Source organism: Nostoc sp. DSM 114159, assembly GCF_053470285.1.
This window is the reverse complement of record NZ_JBPFEH010000001.1, coordinates 4,321,957-4,343,064: the sequence shown is the minus strand read 5'-3', so window position 1 is coordinate 4,343,064 and position 21,108 is coordinate 4,321,957. Positions and strand designations below refer to the sequence as shown.

Annotated in this window: 17 protein-coding genes and 1 pseudogene; 2 read left to right on the top strand and 16 right to left on the bottom strand. The window is 43.5% G+C overall.

The window, feature by feature from the left end:
• Nucleotides 1-10: 10 nt before the first annotated feature.
• The 7 genes from ACR5KR_RS17925 to ACR5KR_RS17895 form a co-directional block, all read right to left on the bottom strand.
• The gene (locus ACR5KR_RS17925) at nt 11-1,282 is read right to left on the bottom strand and encodes an ATP-grasp domain-containing protein (protein ID WP_448267415.1); all 1,272 of its coding nucleotides are present in this window, start codon (nt 1,280-1,282) and stop codon (nt 11-13) included.
• 251 nt (nt 1,283-1,533) lie between these two features.
• Nucleotides 1,534-2,406 carry an isoaspartyl peptidase/L-asparaginase family protein gene (locus ACR5KR_RS17920; protein WP_448267414.1) on the bottom strand — a complete coding sequence of 291 codons (873 nt, stop codon included), beginning with the start codon at nt 2,404-2,406 and terminating at the stop codon, nt 1,534-1,536.
• An 82-nt stretch (nt 2,407-2,488) separates the two neighbouring features.
• A complete protein-coding gene (uvsE, locus tag ACR5KR_RS17915; protein WP_448267413.1) occupies nt 2,489-3,445 on the bottom strand; it encodes a UV DNA damage repair endonuclease UvsE in 957 nt (318 codons plus the stop codon).
• A 119-nt stretch (nt 3,446-3,564) separates the two neighbouring features.
• Nucleotides 3,565-4,551 carry a UDP-glucose 4-epimerase GalE gene (galE, locus tag ACR5KR_RS17910; RefSeq protein WP_448267412.1) on the bottom strand — a complete coding sequence of 329 codons (987 nt, stop codon included), beginning with the start codon at nt 4,549-4,551 and terminating at the stop codon, nt 3,565-3,567.
• Nucleotides 4,552-4,695: 144 nt separating this feature from the next.
• Complete coding sequence (locus ACR5KR_RS17905; protein WP_448267411.1) at nt 4,696-6,900, bottom strand: family 1 glycosylhydrolase; 2,205 nt, start codon at nt 6,898-6,900, stop codon at nt 4,696-4,698.
• A 275-nt stretch (nt 6,901-7,175) separates the two neighbouring features.
• Nucleotides 7,176-9,611, bottom strand: coding sequence for a UDP-galactopyranose mutase (gene glf, locus ACR5KR_RS17900; protein WP_448267410.1), 2,436 nt, complete (start codon nt 9,609-9,611; stop codon nt 7,176-7,178).
• 658 nt (nt 9,612-10,269) lie between these two features.
• Nucleotides 10,270-10,401: a hypothetical protein gene (locus ACR5KR_RS17895; RefSeq protein ID WP_445631191.1), complete on the bottom strand. Its 132-nt coding sequence runs from the start codon at nt 10,399-10,401 to the stop codon at nt 10,270-10,272.
• 280 nt (nt 10,402-10,681) lie between these two features.
• Between ACR5KR_RS17895 and ACR5KR_RS17890 the strand changes: the two are divergent.
• A pseudogene (locus ACR5KR_RS17890) lies at nt 10,682-11,002 on the top strand (DUF4383 domain-containing protein); the annotation flags it as partial.
• Here ACR5KR_RS17890 and ACR5KR_RS17885 read toward each other — a convergent pair.
• From ACR5KR_RS17885 to ACR5KR_RS17870, 4 genes are all read right to left on the bottom strand, one after another.
• Nucleotides 10,996-12,012 (bottom strand): glycoside hydrolase family 43 protein, encoded by a 1,017-nt coding sequence (locus tag ACR5KR_RS17885; RefSeq protein ID WP_448267408.1) that lies wholly within the window; start codon nt 12,010-12,012, stop codon nt 10,996-10,998. The pseudogene ACR5KR_RS17890 and the gene ACR5KR_RS17885 overlap by 7 nt on opposite strands.
• A 169-nt stretch (nt 12,013-12,181) precedes the next feature.
• Nucleotides 12,182-12,991: a phytanoyl-CoA dioxygenase family protein gene (locus ACR5KR_RS17880; RefSeq protein ID WP_448267406.1), complete on the bottom strand. Its 810-nt coding sequence runs from the start codon at nt 12,989-12,991 to the stop codon at nt 12,182-12,184.
• A gap of 291 nt (nt 12,992-13,282) precedes the next feature.
• The gene (locus ACR5KR_RS17875; protein ID WP_448267405.1) at nt 13,283-13,447 is read right to left on the bottom strand and encodes a hypothetical protein; all 165 of its coding nucleotides are present in this window, start codon (nt 13,445-13,447) and stop codon (nt 13,283-13,285) included.
• Nucleotides 13,448-13,454: 7 nt separating this feature from the next.
• Nucleotides 13,455-13,733, bottom strand: a complete 279-nt coding sequence (locus ACR5KR_RS17870; RefSeq protein ID WP_448267403.1) for a hypothetical protein — start codon at nt 13,731-13,733, stop codon at nt 13,455-13,457.
• Nucleotides 13,734-13,967: 234 nt separating this feature from the next.
• On the opposite strand from ACR5KR_RS17870, the gene ACR5KR_RS17865 reads away from it, so the two are divergent.
• Nucleotides 13,968-14,198 (top strand): hypothetical protein, encoded by a 231-nt coding sequence (locus ACR5KR_RS17865; RefSeq protein WP_448267402.1) that lies wholly within the window; start codon nt 13,968-13,970, stop codon nt 14,196-14,198.
• On the opposite strand, the gene ACR5KR_RS17860 is transcribed toward ACR5KR_RS17865, so the two are convergent.
• From ACR5KR_RS17860 to galK, 5 genes are all read right to left on the bottom strand, one after another.
• Nucleotides 14,195-14,359: a hypothetical protein gene (locus ACR5KR_RS17860; RefSeq protein ID WP_448267401.1), complete on the bottom strand. Its 165-nt coding sequence runs from the start codon at nt 14,357-14,359 to the stop codon at nt 14,195-14,197. The genes ACR5KR_RS17865 and ACR5KR_RS17860 overlap by 4 nt on opposite strands.
• 30 nt (nt 14,360-14,389) lie before the next feature.
• The gene (locus tag ACR5KR_RS17855; RefSeq protein WP_448267400.1) at nt 14,390-17,683 is read right to left on the bottom strand and encodes an efflux RND transporter permease subunit; all 3,294 of its coding nucleotides are present in this window, start codon (nt 17,681-17,683) and stop codon (nt 14,390-14,392) included.
• 14 nt (nt 17,684-17,697) lie between these two features.
• Complete coding sequence (locus ACR5KR_RS17850; protein ID WP_448267399.1) at nt 17,698-18,888, bottom strand: efflux RND transporter periplasmic adaptor subunit; 1,191 nt, start codon at nt 18,886-18,888, stop codon at nt 17,698-17,700.
• A gap of 761 nt (nt 18,889-19,649) precedes the next feature.
• Nucleotides 19,650-20,036: a signal peptidase I gene (locus ACR5KR_RS17845; protein ID WP_448267398.1), complete on the bottom strand. Its 387-nt coding sequence runs from the start codon at nt 20,034-20,036 to the stop codon at nt 19,650-19,652.
• Complete coding sequence (galK, locus tag ACR5KR_RS17840; protein ID WP_448267397.1) at nt 20,026-21,108, bottom strand: galactokinase; 1,083 nt, start codon at nt 21,106-21,108, stop codon at nt 20,026-20,028. Before galK ends, ACR5KR_RS17845 begins: the two co-directional genes overlap by 11 nt.

Here is a 21,108-nt window from a genome sequence, read left to right as displayed (position 1 = left end):
CGCCTCCTGTTTAAGGATTCGCTCGCAATCCCTTATCCTGTAATTTCTGCTCGATATGCTGCATTTCCTGGATAGTTTCTCCAGTGACGATCGCATATATTTCGGTGTAAATTTTTCCGTATTTGACCCTTTCTAAAGCCGACAGAACGATTAAGTCCTTGCGATCTAGTTCTGGTTTTAAGGTGACTAAAATTGAATCTAATGTTCCTTCCATGCGGTAGCTACTAGAATATTTAGCAACTTCCTTTCCCAGTCCCAGTAGGGTGTGACGCTGTAAGCACAATGGAGTCGATCCATTAACTCGGAAATTGGCATCGATCGCATAACATTGTCCGTCTCGATCTTCTAGCACATCGAACCCAATTACGCCAAAATAACCCTGTTTGTAAGCATACTGACCAATGGCGGCAATCATCTCAAAGAACTTGCTCATATCAGTGTTGCGGTAGTCAATTAGTCCGCCTAAATAGTTACCTTCTGGAGTGACGAGTTGGCTGGTAGTGCCGATGAGGGTTATCTCTCCCGCTTTGTTGACATAAAACTGTACGCAGTAATTCTGCACCTCATTCTTGACGAACTCCGAGACAATAATCCAATCGAGCGACTTAATATTGAGGTATTTCCTGATTTCCTCAAAGCAGTAGTTCAAATCGTTGAGGCTTTTGACGATATAAGTGCCTTCCCCTGAGAGTCCGTGGGACGTTTTAATTAAGTAGGGAAATTGTGGTAATTGAATCTCTTCGAGATTGACTTTATGTAAATTGTAGCTTTCGTATTTTGGACATTGCACCCCCAATTCGGCTAAAGTTACTTTGCTGAGTAAGCGGTAATGAGTGTCTGAATCAACAGCGTGTTTTTCAGGTTTTAGGCAATCAAAAGGAAATAACGCGATCAGTTTGTCAAAGCGTTCGCTGTGGCTGAGGTCATCCAAATAAGTTGAGCAATCCATCATCGATCGATTGGAGTCGCTGAAGCCAAAATGCTCTTGCCAGTATTCAAGCAGAGATTTTGGTGGTGGAATAATCACAATTCCAGGAATGCGATCGCCTAATACAGCCAGATTTTTCCACGGTTCCTTCTGACAAATCTTGTCGAAGGAGGTTTTGGTGGCTTCACTACTGCCATCTTGAAGAAAATATTTTTTTCGGTTAGGATAAGCAGCCCAACTGGCAGTTGCAGGGTAATTCAGGATAAACCCATAAGATGCATCTGTGATATCAAGAGCAAACAAGTCAGAAAGAGAATTCCCTTGAAAGTATTGAAAGTTATATTTTGAATTCATCTAGTCCTCCGAGAAACCGCATTCATCGAGGGATGCGGTTGTTGATAGCAAACAAGTCTCCTTTTTTTTTATGAGTAACATCAATTTAAAAAAATAAAGCTACACATTCAAACTTTAAAATCTAGATCAAATGTTACTTTCTGAATTACGGATTACATTAGCATTAACCTTGCTCAGGCTATTACAAATTACCAATTACGAATTACGTTAGCGATGCAGGAGCGTCATTACGAATTACGAATTGGTATGAGTTATTTCTTAGTAAATGCAGCCACCTTGTCTTGTCCTGCGGTCATATAAGCACAAGCCATGTGTGATGAGTTATACGCCCAGCCAACGCGTCCTTGACGGTCTATGAGGATGCACCCAGCTTCACCTTTAACCTTAGAAACCAAAGCGTCAATTGCCATTTGTGCGGCTTCATCTGGATGCCGATCGCCACTCAAAAAGTCGATCGCAGTTTTAGCCAAAACCACGGGGATAATCGACTCGCCATCGCCTGTTGTTGAGCAAGCGCCGAATTTATTATCAGCGTACAAGCCACAGCCAACAAGCGCAGTGTCACCGACGCGACCTTGCTGCTGCTTCGTAGTCCCGCCAGTTGAAGTACCAGCAGCTAAGACGCCGCTAGTATCCAAAGCTACACAACCTATAGTGTTGGGGCGATCGATAACTTCTCGATCTTCCTTCCACTGCTGCCATTGTTCTTCGGCTATTAAGTCTTCTTTTTTACACATTTCAGCACCACAATCTATGGCGAAACGTTCTCCACCCCGCGCTACTAGCAGCCTGGGTTTTTCATCCATAATTTTTCGGGCAACCGAGATGGGATGACGTATACCTTGAACTGCTGCAACTGCTCCCCAACTTAAAGAGCCTTCCATAATTGCCGCGTCTAACTCCACTTCTCCGTCGCTGTTGAGAGTTGCGCCAAGACCAGCGTTAAATGTCGGGTCAGCTTCCAAAACACGAGTAGCTGCTTCCACAGCTTCGGCGGCAGTACCCCCACTAATTAGCACAGCCCAACCAGCCTCTACTGCTGCTGTACAGCCTGCATTATTGGCTGCAACTTTGTCGTCTGTGATGGTTTTTGCTCCACCGTGGACAATGATGGTCGGTGTCATATAATTTCTTCTTGTTAGTATGAATTTTGTGGGACTGCAATCGCTTTAACAGGTTCGTCAATTAGTTATAGCGATCGCAAATTTACATACAATTATTGTTCGTTAGCCACCCAGAACGCAAAAGTGCGATCGCTTCTTCTTTTTGTTTGGCTTCGACTTCAATCCACGGTGCTTGGTAGTAGACGTGAGGCATATCGGTAATCAAGTCGCTGTGTTTTCGGTCATTGAAAGCTTGCTCACCATTGGAAATATGGACTAATTGCCAATCTGGATTTTTCCAAGTTTCTCGCGCTGCGTAAAACATGGATGCTACACTCGGACGATCGTAGCTATCCAAATTTTCGTGGCAAATATGGTGATGGGCATCAAATACCATCGGCACATCAGCTTGCTGACATACTGCTAAAATTTCATCGGCACTATAGGCGTATTCATCGTTTTCTAAAGTCAAGCGACTTTTGATGTTTTCTGGTAGTTCGGAAATTACTTTTACTAGTTGTTCAGCCCGTTGAGATTTGCCACCATGAATATTCATCAATGACCAAGGCGATCGCGGTAATCCCAGTAAGTCAAGTATACGTGCATGTCCTGCTAAATTATTGATACTTGCCTGTACCACTTCAGGAGAATCAGAACTTAGCACTACAAATTGATCTGGATGCAATACCATTCTGATGTTCAATGCATTCGCTCGTTGACCAATTGCTGCTAAATCAGTACTCATTGCTTCTAATATATTTGCGCCGATTTCGTCTTCTAAGTCACTTAGGGGAAATAAATTAGAAGACATTCGATAAAGCTGAATTTGATTCTGCTGACAAAAGGAGAGGGCATCATGTAAGCGCTGTAAATTATGCCGATACAGTTCGCTCAGGGCACCTTCGCGATCGCTAAGGGAAAGTTTTAAGTATCGGGTGCGTGTCATTGTCCGAAAGCGCACTTGTTTGTCCGAGGTGATGCAAACTAGCCCTAAAGAGGGCAGTATACTTTTTTGACACTGCTGTGCATTAGGTAAATTTTGAAACTCGATTACGCTCATTAACTAATACTAACTGATACTTGTTTTAAGCCATTCTTTAATTTAAACAAGTTCTACCATTGGTTTACGAGTACCGAAAGAATGAATTCCTAAGCCTTACAGGATGTTTTAAAATGTCTTTATTTATGTCGTTGTTGATGCCATTGCCAAGCATGGGCGATAATTTCGTTCAAATTAGGATACTCTGGATGCCAGCCCAATATTTTAGTTGCTTTGTCGCTGCTGCCAACTAAAATAGGAGGGTCCCCTGGTCTGCGATCGCGTTCTTCTATTTTAATTTCTTTGCCTGTTATCTCTTTAGCAGTTTCTATCACTTCTCTGACTGAAAAACCACTACCATTTCCTAGATTAAATACTTCACTCTCTCCACCTTTGAGCAGATATTCCAAACCTAAAATATGGGCTTGTGCCAAGTCAGTCACATGAATATAATCCCGAATACAAGTCCCGTCTGGGGTAGGGTAGTCAGTACCGAAAATCAAAATAGATTCACGCTTACCAAAAGCAGTTAGTAGTACTAATGGTATGAGATGAGTTTCAGGTTCGTGGTCTTCACCCAGCAACCCATTAGGGTCAGCACCGGCGGCGTTAAAGTAACGGAAACGTACAGACTTTAAATTGTAGGCGGTATCAAAATCAGATAAAATTCTTTCTACCATCCACTTGCTAGTAGCATAAGGACTAATGGGATCTTGCGGATGGTCTTCGGTAAGAGGAACAAACTTTGGTACACCATAAAGAGCGCAAGTAGAAGAAAAGATAAATTTGTTAACAGATGCAGCAATCATTGCTTCTAAAAGTGTCAGAGTGCCTGCAACATTATTTTGGTAATATTTGGCTGGATCGGTGACAGATTCACCCACTGCGATATAAGCAGCAAAATGCATAACCGCAGTTATATTGTGAGTTGAAAATATGTCATCAAGAAGAGAGCGATCGCTCATATCTCCAACAATCAATTTTACCTGTAAAACTTCTTCTACAAGTTCTCGATGTCCGTTCGACAGATTATCTAAAACAATTACTTCATAACCGACGTTTTTCAGGGCTAATACAGCATGGGAGCCAATATATCCGGCTCCTCCCGTTACTAAAATAGTTGACATAATTTTGCGATGGCGAATCGGGAATGGGGAATGGGGAAGAGACAAGGTAGACAAGGGAGAGACTTCGTTCAATAATTCTCCCTTGTCCCCCTTGTCCCCCTTGTCCCCTTGTCTCCCCTTAAAATTAGATTGCTAACCAGACCACTAATTTCTTTCTTCCAAGTAGCGAGAAATTGCACTGTCAAGGTGTGGCATTAATTCACCTCGATTGCTACCGAGAACGCTGTAAGCTGGGCGGGGAGCAATCCAACCAAGTTCTTGCGTAGGAAGAGCAATTAGATTGCTGACACTCACACCTGCTTTTTTCGCCGCTAATCGGGCTAAGTCAGACCAAGCTATAGCACTTTTGTTAGCCAAATGCCACAAACCTTTCTCGCCATCAATCAATAAATCAAGACTGGCATGAACAAGATCGGGTACATAAGTAGGCGAAACGATCGCATCTTCGGCTGCGACAAAAGTATTTCCAGCAGCTAGTTGCCGCAGGGCGATCGTCACAAAGTTGTAATCATCCCACGGGCCAAAAAATGCGCTGGTGCGAATCATTAGTGATGCCGGATGAGCCTGTAATACTAGCTTTTCTGCCAAAACTTTGCTGCATCCATATACATTGAGGGGCGCAACGGTATCAGTTTCGACATAAGGATTAGACTCAGCACCATCGAATACCAAATCTGAAGAGAAAGTTAGCAGCGCCACATTATGTTGAGCGCAAGCAGCAGCTAAAATCGCTGCCCCTTCAGCGTTTACCTTTAAACAAACATCGGGTTCGCGTTCGGCATCGTCTACCCGCACGTATCCGGCAGCGTTCACAACTGCCCACGGTTGCAATTCGGTAAGTACTTGATTGACGGAAGTAGGATTGGCAATATCCATATCTTGGCGTCTTAGCAGACAATATGAAATTCCTCGCACTTCACACAACCGAGCAAAAGCTTTGCCTAGAGTTCCTGTGGCTCCGACGATCGCCAAGGGACGAAGAGAAGCAGGGGAAGAAAACGGGAGAGATGGGGGAGATATGCGACAACTGACGGCTGGGTATAATAGGCGCTCTTCTCGATGCCACCATCCTGGTGTATCAAGTAATGGATGATTGGGTTTATGCCCAGTGGCTAAATCCTGCACCATCTTAGCGATCGCTGTTTGTCTAGGCTGGGGAGAGCGCAAATCGAACACGCCTGACTCGTAGTATCCTGCGGAGCGAGTCACTAAACTATTCCAATCGTAGCTGCCTAAAAGTGCCCAAACAGTTACAGCACGAATATCTGCACCTTGGTCTCGTAATTCTTGAGCTGCATTCCACACTTCATTGAGCCAGCGTAGTTGTTCCTCACGGGTGCAACTCAGGTGAACTTCAGTGACAGCAAAGGGTAGTTTGTAACGTTCCCATGTCTCTTTGAGCAATGTCTGCGGCCCTGCCAAACCCTCAGCGCAAACTCGCACTGCCTCTACATCTGCATACTTATCTCGACCATTACCACCATGCGTCCAAGCTGGATAGTTTTCTAGGTTTTCATCTAAAAAGCGTTCGCTTGTCAGGTAATGGTTAATGCCGATAATGTCGGGTGGACAGATATATTGCAAAAATTCTTCAAGTTCAGTCTCGCTGATGCCACAGTCGCGCAAGTAACTCCACATCGGATGAGTTGGGTTGATTCGACCGCATAATAAATCCAAACTCAACCAGCGACGTTCATTCTCAAATTCTGCTTGATAAGCCAGCTTTGGCGTACTATGAGTTTTACCCAAATCCTCAGTTTGTAGGAGTTGGGCATTGGGATTGACTTCTCTGATTGCCTGCATCGAAACAGCGATCGCTTTGCACTCTCCTAACAAAGCACGGGCAAAAGTTAAATCGTCCTTTCCGTGAGGATACCAGTGACCATACATCCCACTAAATCGTGCTGTTGTCAGTGGCTCGTTGATGGGTGTGTAATGTGTTACCCAAGGATAGCGTTCTGCAACCGCACGAGCAAACAGCGCTAGTTTCTCAGAAAATTCTGGATCTACCAAGCTGGTATCACGCGGCCCACTGCCATGATGCACTAGCCCCACAATCGGACGGATGCCGAGTTCGCGCAAGCGTCCCAGCCGTTCATCCGCCCACGACCAATCAGCATTCTCTAAACCATTGGGCGCTATCCTCTCCCAAAGCACTGGATAACGGATAGCGTGTATGCCAAGTTGGGCGAATAAATCTAGGTCATCCAAGCGGGTTGCATGGCCATTGCGTTCTAACTGATCGAAATACTCTTCACCCACACGATTAACCGTACACTCGACACCAGCCCAAACTTCTAGAGCAAGTTTTGATTTAGGAGTGTTGAGTGTCTTGAAAGCAGAAGTCATAATTTACAACTCAAGCTGATATTTTATTTGATGCGTTCTTTTCAACTTTTGTAGTGGCGGCACTAAGAAAAGCTGAAAGTCTTATTTAACCTCGTTCCCAGTCTTCAGACTGGGAACGAGTTCCAAGAGGCTCTGCCTCTGGTCAAGAAAGAAGAGGCGGAGCCTCGCAAAATGGGTTCCCAGCCTCCAGGCTGGGAACGACGCAACACAAGACTTTGGATTTATCTTAGTGCTATTCCCCCCTGCACCTCCTCTCCCTGCTCCCCTGCCTCTTTTCAAGCCTTAACCGCAATTTGTTTGTATACAGACAAAGCTTGAGCAACACATTGATCCATGTTGTAGTACTTGTAAGTCCCTAGCCGCCCCACAAAATAGATCCCTGGAGTTTCATCTGCCAGCACCTTGTATTTCTTGTAAATTTCCTGATTTTCAGAACGCGGTACAGGATAATAAGGGTCTCCTTCAGCTTTGGGAAACTCATAAACAATACTTGTTTTAGAGTGTTCCTGACCAGTTAAGTATTTAAACTCTGTCACCCGCGTATAAAGCTGTTCATTGGGATAGTTGATGACCGGCGCTGATTGAAACACTGAGGTATTATGCGTCTCATGCTTGAAATCAAGCGAACGATATGGTAGTTTGCCGTAGCGATAATCAAAGAATTCGTCAACTGGCCCGGAATATACCATCTCCCGGCAAGGTATAGCTTTTTGAATTTCCTGATAATCAGTGTTAAGCATTACCTTGATGTTCGGATGATTTAGCATATTGTCAAACATCCGGGTAAAGCCGTGTAGCGGCATCGCTTGGTAGCTATCGGTAAAATAGCGATCGTCACGATTGGTACGGGTGGGAATTCTGGCAATTACTGATTTGTCAAGTTCCGATGGGTCGAGTCCCCATTGTTTGCGCGTATAATTTCGGAAAAACTTTTCATACAGTTCTCGCCCAACTTTGCTCACCACCACATCCTCACTAGTGCGGATGTATTCCATTGGTTCAGCAAGCGATTTGTAAAACTCTTCCACCTCAAATGAATTGAGATTCATGCCATACAGCTTGTTGATGGTGTCGAGGTTGATCGGAATCGGAACAAGTTGCCCGTCTACACTGGCAAGGACGCGATGCTCGTAAGACCGCCACTTAGTAAACCGAGAGAGGTATTCAAAAACTTCGCGGGAGTTGGTGTGAAAGATGTGGGGGCCGTATTTGTGTACGAGAACGCCATGATCGTCATAATGATCGTAGGCATTGCCGCCTATGTGATTGCGCTTGTCTACAACCAGCACTTTTTTACCTTGAGTTGCCAAACGTTCAGCAATGACGCTACCAGAAAAACCAGCACCGACAACCAAGTAATCGAAGACAAAATCTCTGGTAATGACATTTGGTGCTTGTTTACCAGCCGCACCTGTGGAGTTAGCTTTGTCTTCACCATTACGCGCTGCGATCGCAGAGTCAATCAGCTTCATCATTGATGCCCAAGTGCGATCCCAAGAAATCTTTTCTAAAAAGGCATCTACTCGACTCAACCATTCTGAGGCTGGGGTATCCTCTTGCATTGCAAGTTCTGCGGCGGTAACGAACTCAGAAACTGTGTCTGCAATTCGCACCAGTTTTGACTCTCCATAAGGACGCACTACATCACGAATTGAGGTAGATACTACAGGCCTACCTGCGGCAAGATACTCTGGAGTTTTGGTAGGGCTAATAAAACGTGTTGACTCATTACGCGCAAACGGCAACATTGCCAAGTCCCACCCTGCTAAATAGGCAGGTAGCTGTTTATAGTCTCTGCCACCGAGATAATGGATATTTTCATGCTGTGGCAGAGTTGCGGGATCGATTTTGACAACTGGCCCAATAATTACTAGATGCCAGTCAGGACGGGCTTCGGCAATACCAGCAAGCAGTTCAATATCCATCCGTTCGTCAATTACGCCAAAGAATCCAAGGCGAGGATGGGGAATATGAGCTTGATCTTCTGGTTCTTGAAGATTTCTCGCCTGACCAAAGTGGGGGACATCTACACTGCTGGGAAAGGCATAAACGTTGGGGTGCTGGTTCACCTTACTTTCGTAAAGGCTTTGTCCCCCTGTAAATACTAAGTCTGCACGGCTGAATAGTTCGGCTTCGTAATTCTTTAAAGTAGGTGATGCGCCGTGGAATGCAGACAATTCATCCATGCAATCATACACCACGGCTTGGGGTTGCAAGTGGCGCGTGAAAGCGATCGCCATTGGTGTGTAATACCAACAAATGTATTTGTTGATATTATGCTCTGCAAATAAATTATTAATTAGTGCTTGTAAATTTGCGTTGATTGCTTCTTCGCTTAAACCTTGTTGCAGCTGTGGTACAACCACAACTACTCCATGAGAATCTTGGTTTACATCTAACCTTGCCAACGGTTCTTCAGAGAAAATTGGTTCCTCAATAAAGAACACTCGCTTTCCTTGGGCGCAGCGACTAAGAAGATGTTGTGGTCTTTGATAGACGAAATTCCAACGCAAATGAGATAAACAAACTATATCAGGCGTGTCTTTAAAGGTTTCTGTTGATTGAACTTTTTTGTTAGACGAAGTTAAATTCAGCAGTGATGTACTCGATGATTGCGTTTGGGCTAGCTGCGATCGCTTTGTTTTACGCTGCTTCGACGAAATAACATTGCTGACACCGTTGTTTTTGACTTGAGATTTTTCACTTGCCATAGTTCGTCTCATTATTTAAATTATTAATTCTGACTAGCTAAACGCTAATACCTTTTCTATGTAAAGCAACACCAAGCTTACTTCCAGGCAAAAGCTTGCAACATATTTTGCTGCTTTTCAATATTGAATCGGTCTCATCAATACTTTGTTGCATCAAGAATAAAATACTGTTTTATATCTAATTGTTTCATCTATCCAAATAAATATAAAATTACTTTCTTGATTAAGTCTTAAGCACTATATCTTTATCTGAAATTCATTGATTATTGATTTATGTAACGTTTTTTTAGTTATAAACCTATGCAAATATAATTATGTTTGTCTGTTCGGTTTCGTACACAACATCATGAAAATAATTATTTCTAGTATTAAAATTAATAATCTCTGGTTATTTATTAATTTGCTTTGTTATTCATATTAATTTGGAGAATATGACAGTATATACGAACTAGCTATTTTTTAAACATAAAAAAATATTTATTTACAATATCTACATTATTTTGTCATTTAGGATACATATTGTTGTAACAATTATTTTATAACCTATAGTAAATGAAGTAATTTCTTTTATTCTTGGTTTCTGAAAAACAAGTATTATAAATTTCACCTTGATGATATATATATTCTCTCAGCCTTGGGTAGGTTAAAAGCTTTTTGGCTATATGTACAATTGCTCGTAATTCAATTCATAAACCTCACGCGATCGCTTCCAATGATGCCAATCCGTGAAGCGATCGCTTTTATCTAAATATTTCTCTAAGAAAATAGGTAATGCAGCAAGTATAAGCATTGATATTCAAAACTCATAATGTTGCTTTTTAGTAGCATTCAAGATTAATAAATTAACTAGCAAATTTTCTGGATTGAAAAGTTGAGCGCTTCTTTATTAATGATGTAATTATATTTTTAATTAAAATTATTAATTGAGATGTAAAATCTCAAACTCAATCTTAAATCTACTGACAGAGAATACATTGAAACCTGTGACAGATAATTGCAAGTTTCATATTAGCTAAAACTTTAGTTATCACTCCATTAGTCAAAGGAATTACGAGTAATGAATGCAAGTATCTGCGGGTTTTCGTTATATCTTTGGTGCAATTCCTACCAACTTTTTGCATAACATTGTACGTTGCGCCGTAGGATTGTTAGGAATTACTTCTTACAACAATACTACCACTGCGCGTCTATTCAATCGTGGTTTTGCAGTTTCTTATGCCTTGCTGGCAATCGTTGGATTGTTGCCTTTGGGTAAGACATTTTTTGGCTTAATGCCATTGTTCGGTGCTAATGTTTTGCTTAATGCATTAGCAGCGATCGCAGCTGGCTACTATAGCGTTGTTATACCAGCCAAAGTTAGCGGTGTTAATGTATCGCAAAATCTTCAATAGTTGCTGATAGTCTGCGGTGTCCAGGTAGGGCCATTACAAGATGGTCCTTCTGGTTTCCATATCAGCATATCTAAGCAGATTTGCCGCATATCCATGTTTTTCGTCCAAGCATGGTAGACAACATACTCAGTCTTACCATCTGGCCCAAGAACAATAGAATTATGTCCCGGCCCGATGACAAAATTAGGAACAGACTTTAGCACCCGTGGCCCGGTTTCGTTACCTGCATCAGAGTAAGGGCCCATCACGTTGTCAGCAACGCCATAATCTACGCCGTAGTTCTCAGTTTCCCAGCGTCCACCACTATAAAAGCAGTAGTATTTACCTTCATGCTTACGAACGCAGGGACCTTCTAAAGTATGCCAATCATAGATTTCACCATACATCAAACGGTTAGCTAAAAAACGTTGCCAATCGGATCGCGCCCGTAAAACCACTTTCCCTTCACCAGCAAGTTTAGTCATGGTTTGGAGTTTGTCTACAACTAATGCTGTGCCAGCACGCACTCCATCGGATGTATCCAGAAAATCACGGGCGTAAAACAAATACCACTGTCCATCGTCATCCTGAAATGGGTGCGGATCGATCGCAAAAGGACAAGATTTTGGATCTACGACTGGCTCACCAACATCTTGATATGGCCCTAACGGAGTATCGCTTGTAGCTACACGTAACTGATGATTTTTGTCTTCATGCCCTACAGAATAGTAGAGATAAAATTGGCGATCGCAGTAAGCAACTTCGGGGGCCCAAAAATTATCGCCAAGGGCGGGATCTGGCCGCTGTAGCGCGTTCCCGACATAATCCCAATTCACAAAGTCGAAGGAGCGTAACAGAGGAAAGACACAGGATTTTTTATTGGAGTTAACATTTGGTGCGTCCGCTATTTCATCTACCGTTCCTTCTGCTTCTGCTGCGCCAGTGCCGATCGCATAATATACGCCTTCGTGTTGCCAAACAAAAGGATCGGCAAAATAACCTTTGTAGACTGGATTAGTGTAGGTTTGCATCTTAATTATCTATGGAATAATGACAAAAATCTTTCTTCCACTAGTAGTCTGGCAACCCAAAAATGCTGGGTGAGGGCTGGGGAAAGGGAAAAGGGTAAAGGGTAAGGGATTTAAACTCTTTCCCCCTTCCCCCTTCCCCTTTACCCCGCCAAGTTTGCTTGGCGAACTACTAGTATTTGAAATTCACGTAAGTTTCGACTTTGTTCTTAGGTAAGCTTTCTACTAGCTGACACCGTAGCATCTGCTTTAGTTTTTCTGGGAGGCTTTGATAATAGTCTTGTGGGAGAGTCAAATCTACCTTTGGTGTGTGCAACCAATGCATAGCATAGCCCATGACTACCATCGGTCTTGGGTGGTTTGTCCGATTTGGGGAACCCCGATGTAGTGCTAAAGGCGATCGCACCATTACGTCACCTGGCTGCATATAAAAAGATTCCATCGGAATTTCACCACTGGCAACCTTTTCTAATCCCTCTTCACGCGGTATAACATGGGTTCCACGCGCCATTTGGAACGGGCCGTTGTCTGCGGTTACTTCTACAAGGGGAAAGTTAACTGCGAGGGCGTACAGTGGTGTAACTATGCGATCGCTAAACAACGGGCGAAAATCCCGATGGGTTTCCTGATAATCTGAACCTTGGAATGGAACATCAACTCCCATCTGAACCATTACGTACTCTTGGTAAAACACGCGATCTAAAATACCCATAATCACTGGGTTAGCAAAAACTAACTCATTAGCAAATGGGTAAATCCAAGGCAAGGTTAGATAGTAGCGGGAAACTTCACGAGGAGCCAACCCACCCGGTTGATTTTGACGCTCGTGAAATAATTTTTCAAAAGCTTGTGCCCACTCGTCAATTAATTTTTGCTCAAAAACACCGGGAATCACACAAATTCCGTCTTGATTCAGTTGTTGAGCAAATCGGTCTAGGTCGGTAGCTGAATATTTCGCTATACCGCCTATACTTTGAACCATCTTTTTTATCCTCTTCAACTTATAAATAGAGGCGTATTAATATCAGACCTCTAAGAGATTTTTTATTGCTTGTCGATAGTAGCGCACTATTTTTCAAATTGGGGGGGCTTATGCCAATCCTCTGTAACAATTAATTAATATTAATTCTGGGCAAAGGTAAGTGCAACTGCTAGTCAAATTCCAGAGTTACCACTTTACTACTTGTGAATATGGCAGCTTTGTTTGCTCTCGTTCCCATGCTCTGCATGGGAATGCCTGATTTAGAGGCTCTGCCTCCAGTCAGATATTGAGTCAGAGACTCAATGAATGCATTCCCAGTCGGAGACTGGGAACGAGGAAAGTAAGTGCGACTGCTAGCCCAATTCCAGAGTTACTACTCGTTTGTATGGCGGTTTTGCCTTGCAGTGTTCCAGAACCGCGATCAAAATTTTTGCTATAGCTATTAGTCGTTGTCAAAAAATTGTCATAAATTTTCTCGATCTGTACTTGAGTGAATAGCTTTGTTCAAATCCCGCAGCAATTCTTCTTCTGCATCCCGCTCTTGCTTAAGTTCTCGAATCATTTCTTGACTAGAACCAATCAGCAAGCCTGCGACTGCACCAACGATCGCATATTTTTGCTCTAAATCTTTATACATTTGACTTGTGTAAGGGCAAGGAAGTAAATTAGCAATAATAAAGCCAATTCCTGCACCTACAAATGCTGTCACAAAGCCAGAAAAAACGATTAATTTAGCGTTCATTTGCTTTGCTCCAATGCTTATAGCTTTGCTAAATTATCAGGAGATACTCTACATTGTGTCAGTGGTTCCCAAAGTTACAGCTTAATCTTTACCTCTTGTAATAATACCGATTCTGGGTTGAGTTGGTACTGAACCCCTCAGCACCAGCGAGGAGGCAGGGTGGTTTCATACAAGCAGAAAAAAAATGAAACTAGCTTTCTAAGTACAGCTTTGCGTAAAAGCGTAGCGTTTTTAATGCAAGTCGATGCATTAACATTGCAAGTCGATGCATTAACATTGCAAGTCGATGCATTAACATTGCAAGTCGATGCATTAACATTGCAAGTCGATGCATTAGCATTGCAAGTCGATGCATTAGCATTGCAAGTCGATGCATTAACATTGCAAGTCGATGCATTAGCATTGCAAGTCGATGCATTAACATTGCAAGCCCATGCATTACGAATTAATGAAATGCTGTACTAAGCCTCTCTCCGCTTGCCTAACGGCAGGCTGACGCCCAATACGGTTTGATTAAACTTTTTTAATGAAAATTTTAGATCGCTAAAGATACGATAATCGATCGCAAAGACGCGATAAATCGCCGTCTCTACAATAACCAGTCTTTTGTCTTGACGGCGATTCATCGCGTTTCTTGCCTTAACCCTATTCCTTTTTTACTTACTCGAATCATTACGTTTGTTATCATCAGCATTCTGCCTGATAATTACAGATGAATGTTGATGAGCGTTCGTCGCTGGCGCAGCGTCTCCAACTGGAGTTGGCATCGCTCTTGATTGTCCATCTTGGTTTCCATCTGGGGATGGCGGCTGGGTGGGATTAGCAGGTTTTTTCTTCAAGAAGCGTTCTTCCAAAGTCTTGATGATTACGTACAGGACTGGAACAATCAGCAAACTCAAAATCGTTGCTACGAGTAACCCGCCAAATAAGGCTGTTCCTAACGACCAGCGCGAGGCAGAACCGGCGCCGGTGGCAATTACCAGGGGGAAAAATCCTAGCAAGGAGGCGCTTGAAGTCATCACAATCGGTCGGAACCTTTCTTGCGCTGCGGTTACGGCTGCTTGTCGAATTGTCGCGCCTTCTTCCAAGGCTTGATTGGCAAACTCGACGATCAAAATCGCGTTCTTTGACGCTAATCCAATCAGCATCACTAACGCCACGTTTGCGTAGACATCATTAACCAAACCGCGCAATGACAAGGCACTCAATGCGCCTAACAACGCTAACGGTACAGTTAAGAGAATTATCGCCGGATCGATATAACTTTCATACTGAGCAGCCAGCGTCAGAAATACCATAATGATCCCGAAGCCAAAAATCAAAATCCCCAAGTTACCTGCACTTAATTCTTCGCGGGCAGTGCCAATCCAATCACTGCCAACACCTGGCGTTGCTGCTTCAGTCACCGCTTGCTGCATTGCTTGAATTGCCTGTCCACTACTGTAGCCCGATGCTTCTCTACCTTGTAAATCGATCGCGCGGAAGCCGTTGTAATGGGAAATTACAGATGGGCCTGTAGTGGGTGTGATTTTTGCAACTTCACTCAATGGAACCATTTGGTTATTTGCCGATCGCACATAAAGCCGCCGAATATCATCTGGCGATCGCCGATAGTTAGCATCTGCCTGAACATATACGCGGTAGCTACGCTGTCCCAAGGTAAAATCGTTGACATACTGGGAGCCGATCGCAGTTCCAAGTGTGGTGACAGCTTGTTGAAAATCGATGTTAAGTGCTTCTAAACGAGTGCGATCGAAGTCTATTTGAAACTGTGGTGTACTAGCAGTAAACTGGGTGAAAACGCCGCCTTTGAGCGCTGGTTTTTGATTGGCTTGGGCGATTACCGCTTGAGCATTCGCATAAAAATCATTGATTGTTAATCTTCCGTTGGTTCGGTCTTCTAGCTGTAGCTCAAATCCCCCTAACGTACTAAAGCCTTGAATCGGTGGGGGACTGACTGCGGTAATAATAGCTTCTGGAATCGTTGCAAATTCTTTATTGATTCGGGCTAAAATTCCAGAGGCAGTTTGATTGGGTTGAGTGCGCTCCTCCCACGGCTTGAGTTTTGCAAAGAAGACACCGCGATTTGAACCACTACCTGCAAAGCCAAATCCCGAAGTGGCGAAAACGTTACTCACCTCTGGTTCTTTTTCGAGAATTTGTTCGAGTTTTGTAATTACTTGGTCGGTATAGTTGAGGGCAACTCCATCTGGCCCTTGAATAATACCTAAGACAATTCCCTGGTCTTCACTCGGAACAAATCCGGTGGGAACATGGGTAAACATAAAATAAGTGGCAGCTAAACCAACCACAAATAATCCAATTACCACATAACGAAGGCGGATCAGAAAATTCACCGTCGCTAAATACTTGTCAATAATCCATTGTAAAATTTGATTGAAACGACCAAAAAACCAACCAAGCGGGCCGCGTGCAGGGCGAGGCGGGCGGAGCAAAATTGCCGATATACTCGGACTAAAGGAAAGGGCATTAAACGTTGAGATGGCGATTGAAAAAGCAATAATCAACGCGAACTGTTGATACATTTTTCCTGTCGAACCGGGAAAAAATGCCACCGGGATAAAAACTGCCATCAATACCAACGACGTTGAAACTACCGCTCCGGTAAGTTCATCCATTGCCTCGACTGATGCTTGCAGTGGTCGCATTCCCTGTTCAACTTTGCGGGCGATCGCTTCCACAACGATAATCGCATCATCTACGACTAATCCTGTTGCCAAAATTAAGCCAAATAACGTTAAATTATTCAACGAAAATCTAAACACGTAAGCAAATGCTAACGCCCCAATCAGTGAAACGGGAATGGCAACCAAGGGAATAATTGTGGCTCGCCAGTTTTGCAGAAACAGAAAAATCACCAGTACGACAAGAGCGATCGCTTCAACTAGTGTTTTCAATACTTCTTCGAGTGACGCTTGCACAAATCCAACGGTATCGTAGACAATCTCAGCTTTTAAGCCCGGTGGAAAGTCTTTCATCAACTCATTCATCTGAGCCTGAACGTTTTTCGAGACATCCAGGGCGTTACTACCAGGTAATTGATAAATTGCGATCCCAATCGACGGCTTACCATTATTTCTAGCATTGCTGCTGTAAGTCTCCGAGCCAAGTTCTGCACGACCTACATCTTGGAGTTTAATTAAACTGCCATTACTTCCGGCTTGAATGACTAGATTTTCAAACTCTGACGCATCTTTAAATTGCCCATTGACTCGCAACGGAATTTCATAACTTTGACCTGGAGGGATAGGCGATTGACCTAACGTTCCGGCTCCGGCGAGAATGTTTTGCGATCGCAATGCCGTAGAGACATCCGCCACAGTTAAGCCTCGACTTGCCAGCGCATTCGGATCGAGCCACAACCTCATTGCATATTGCTTTTCACCAAAAATTGTTAAATCCCCAACTCCCGGCGTTCTCAGCAGTTGATCTCGCAAATTCAGGTCAATATAGTTACTAATAAACAGCGCGTCATACTCATTATTTTCGGGGTAAAGAGCATAGACTAACAAAATACTTGTAGAAGATGTTTGTGCTGTCACGCCGAATTGTTGCACCGTTGTCGGTAGGCGAGGTGTAGCACGGGCGAGGCGATTTTGGACGTTAACTTGAGCAATATTTTTATCTATCTGCGACCCAAAATATACTGAAATTTGACTACTACCTGCGGAACTGTTCGAGGTCATGTACTGCATTCCCTCTACACCGTTAATTTGTCGCTCCAGCGTAGTTGTCACAGCAGTTTCGACAGTTTCCACATCCGCCCCAGTATAGGAAGCTGAGACTTGAACGCGAATCGGTGCAATATCTGGCAAGTAATTAAGCGGCAACAACGGAATACACACCCCACCGACAATCAGAATCAGTAGAGTGCAAACGGTAGTTAATACCGGGCGTTTAATGAAGGTATTGGCGATCGAAAAAATCATAAATTATCCTGGATTTATGATACTGGTTGGATTGGTGCGCCTTCTCTAAGTTTGAGAATGCCAGAAGTTACAATCGTTTCGCCGGATTTAAGCCCATCGATAACTTGATAATTGGGCCCTTGAATATCTCCCAGGCGCACTAAACGCTGATGCACAACTTGCTGCTGTTGTCCATTGACGGTTTTGTTTTCGGTGACAAACACAAAACTTTGTCCACCAACGCGAGAAATTGCAACGGTGGGAATCAAAATACCTGGTTGTCGATTCCAAATCACGCGAGCTCTAACGTATTGTCCATCGCGCAATCGCCCTTGTGAATTCCGAAAGCGGGCTTTGCTCAAAACAGACTGTTGATTAGAACTTACATTTGGAGAAATGTAGCTAATCGCACCTGTACCAATCACTTGCTGGGTGGTGGGATCGATTAACTGCACGGGTAAGTTCGTTCGTAATTGGCGCAACCGATTTGAGGGTATAGAAAGATTGAGATCGAGTGAATCGTTTTGTGTGAGTGTGGTGATTGTTTGTCCGATGTTGACATAATCTCCAACCTTGACCGGAAATTCACCGACTACGCCAGTAATGGGTGCTACCACTTGCTTAAAATTGAGGCTGACTCGCGCCGCAGCCGTGCTTGCTTGAGCTTGGCGGATGTTTGCCTGTGCTTGGCGAACGGCTGCTCTAGCTGCTGCGACTTGCTTTTCGGATGTTTGCAGGTCTGCTTGAGCAGTTTGTAAATTATTTCTAGCAATGTCTAACTCTTGTCTTGCTATGGCTCCTTCGTTGACCAACTGTTGGCTACGATTGAACTGTGTCCGTTGCAGTTGAACATTTGCAGCTGCTTTGGTGCGTTGGGCTTCGGCTTGTTGTTGCTCTGCTTGAGCAGTAGCCAATGCTGCTTGCACCGAATTAGCAGCTGCGATCGAACTGGTGACATTGGCCTGAGCCTGATCTAAACTCAAAGATGCGATCGGCGTACCCTGTTGCACTCGCTGACCGCTCGATACCAAAATCGATTCGATTCGTCCTTGAGTTTGGGGCTGTAATATGACCTTTTGCTGCGCCTCCAATGACCCGACAAACTCGGAACTTTCTTCAATTGTGCCTGCGTCAATTTTTTGAAGTTTTACTGGCAATGCTGGCGGGCTTTGAGCATTAGCTGCCGGATCGTTTTTTTGACAACCATTCGTCAATGTTGTAAGCATTAGTACGATAACTAATACTGGATTTGCGAGTAAACAGTTTAAGTATTTAAGTAGACGATCGCGTTTTAGCATGAAATAAAATGCTGATTAGTTAAATCTATACACTGGATAATTTTTACGTCTCAATCCAAGGGATTAAGAAAGCCTCCAGGTTTGTTGCAAGACAGCAGAATTCAGAAGTAGTTTTGTAGGTTGGGTGCAGCGATAGCGTAACCCAACATAAAATTTGGTGGTAATGTTGGGTTGCGTTTCACTCCACCCAACCTACATAAATATATATATCTTTTAAAAAACTCTAGGTTTCAACATAGATGAGGTTTATGTCTAGATATTTTGTCGATCGCATTAGATGCATCTTTCATTAGAATCACGGCTTTACGTCAAGCAAACTCATCTCCAAAAAATCTCTGGATTCATACTACGTGAGTTCAACGGATTAAAAAAAATACCAAAGATAGAGATAATTAAGTTTGTAGGGTAGATATCAAAGATTTTTGAAAATGATAAGTAAGTCGGCACAATAAAAGCAAACTGTGTAAAGAAAAGTAAACAAGGTTCAAACCCTTTTTCCTTATGCTTCTGCCCGATCGCAACGATAATTATTTAAGCGAATCTACTTACAGCAGTTTTCATCTATTTGAACTACACCTGTCGGAGGGGCGCAAGGCCTTGTGCCCCTAATGCTTTGTATCTTAATAGTCCTAACAAATAAACGAGCATCGAACCTAATTAAAATTAATTATGCTCAATTACTTAACAAACTAACTCTTTGACGCTTCAGCCAATGCAACACTATCACCTGGCTTTGAAGGCCATCTGACAGTCAAAATAGTGCAGTCGGACTCAGCAACCCACCAATGGGACACACCCGCACACCAAAGAACATAATCACCTTCACGAGATAATAAAATTTCTCTATCTTCAAATTCCAGGCGAAATTCTCCGTGAATGAGAATTGAAAGCGTCGCAGCTTGGTTATTTACTGCCCATTCAGTTCTACTATCACCTGCTTTGTGAACAGCCCATTTTACTTCTAGCATTTCCGTGGAACGCGGATCGTCTTCAGGGGTGATAAAGTGACCCATGAACCATCCCCAACGATTTACACCTTCAACGCCTGCGTTTCCATAAACAACTTTAGGCTGCATCACTTAACTCCAAAGAAGGAACCAAAATTTGCCCGTTGTAACCGGCTTGCTTGTATTGTTCAAGGATATGGGTTGCAATACTTCTGGCTTCACCAGCCACAACTAAAGCGACACAAGCACCACCAAATCCAGCACCTGTCAGTCTTGCACCAAACACTCCCGGAGTTTTTTGCAATAATTCGACTAGAGTATCTAGTGCAGGTACAGACACTTCGTAATCGTCTCTCAAACTGGCGTGGGATGCGTTCATCAATTCGCCAAATCGCTCAGATGTTACTCCCTGTAATACTTCCAAGACGCGGTTATCTTCTGTAACCACATGACGAGCACGCCGCCGTAGAGGTTCGGGTAGTTTTTCTGTTACCTTAACATCAGTAATATCTCGTAGTGCTTTCACTCCTAGCGATCGCGCTGCTTCTTCACACTCAGCCCGACGCTGGTTATAACCGCTACTTGCCAGGGTGCGAGGTACGCCGCTATCAATAACCAAAATCTCCGCATTCTCAGGCAAAGGCATGACGCGGCGTTCTAAAGTCCGAGTATCTAAAAACAAGATATGCTCGGTATCAGCCAAGCTAGAAGCCATCTGATCCATGATGCCGCATTGTACGCTAGCATAATGAATTTCTGCTTGCTGGGCGAATTGGGCAATTTCAACGTCATCAATAGGAAGCTTCAGAAGTTGGCGTAATGCCCGCAGCGTTGCTACTTCCAAAGCCGCGCTACTAGACAAACCCGAACCCATCGGAACCGATGATTGGACGTACACAGAAAGCGATGGTATATTGTGTCCGGCTTTTTGCAAAACCTCAATACAGCCAAAAATATAACTGGCAAATCCAGACGGGGAATGGTTTATATCTAAAATGTTCACTTGCTCGTTGAGATTTTCCGAGTAAAAGTGATGATGACCATCGCTACTAAAACTTAGCTGTACCGTCGTAGATTGAGGAATCGCAGTTGGCAGAACAAAGCCATCGTTATAGTCAGTATGTTCGCCGAGTAAATTTACTCTTCCTGGCGCACTGGCTTGAGTTTCAGGTGGTTTACCGAATACTTGTTGAAAATCCAT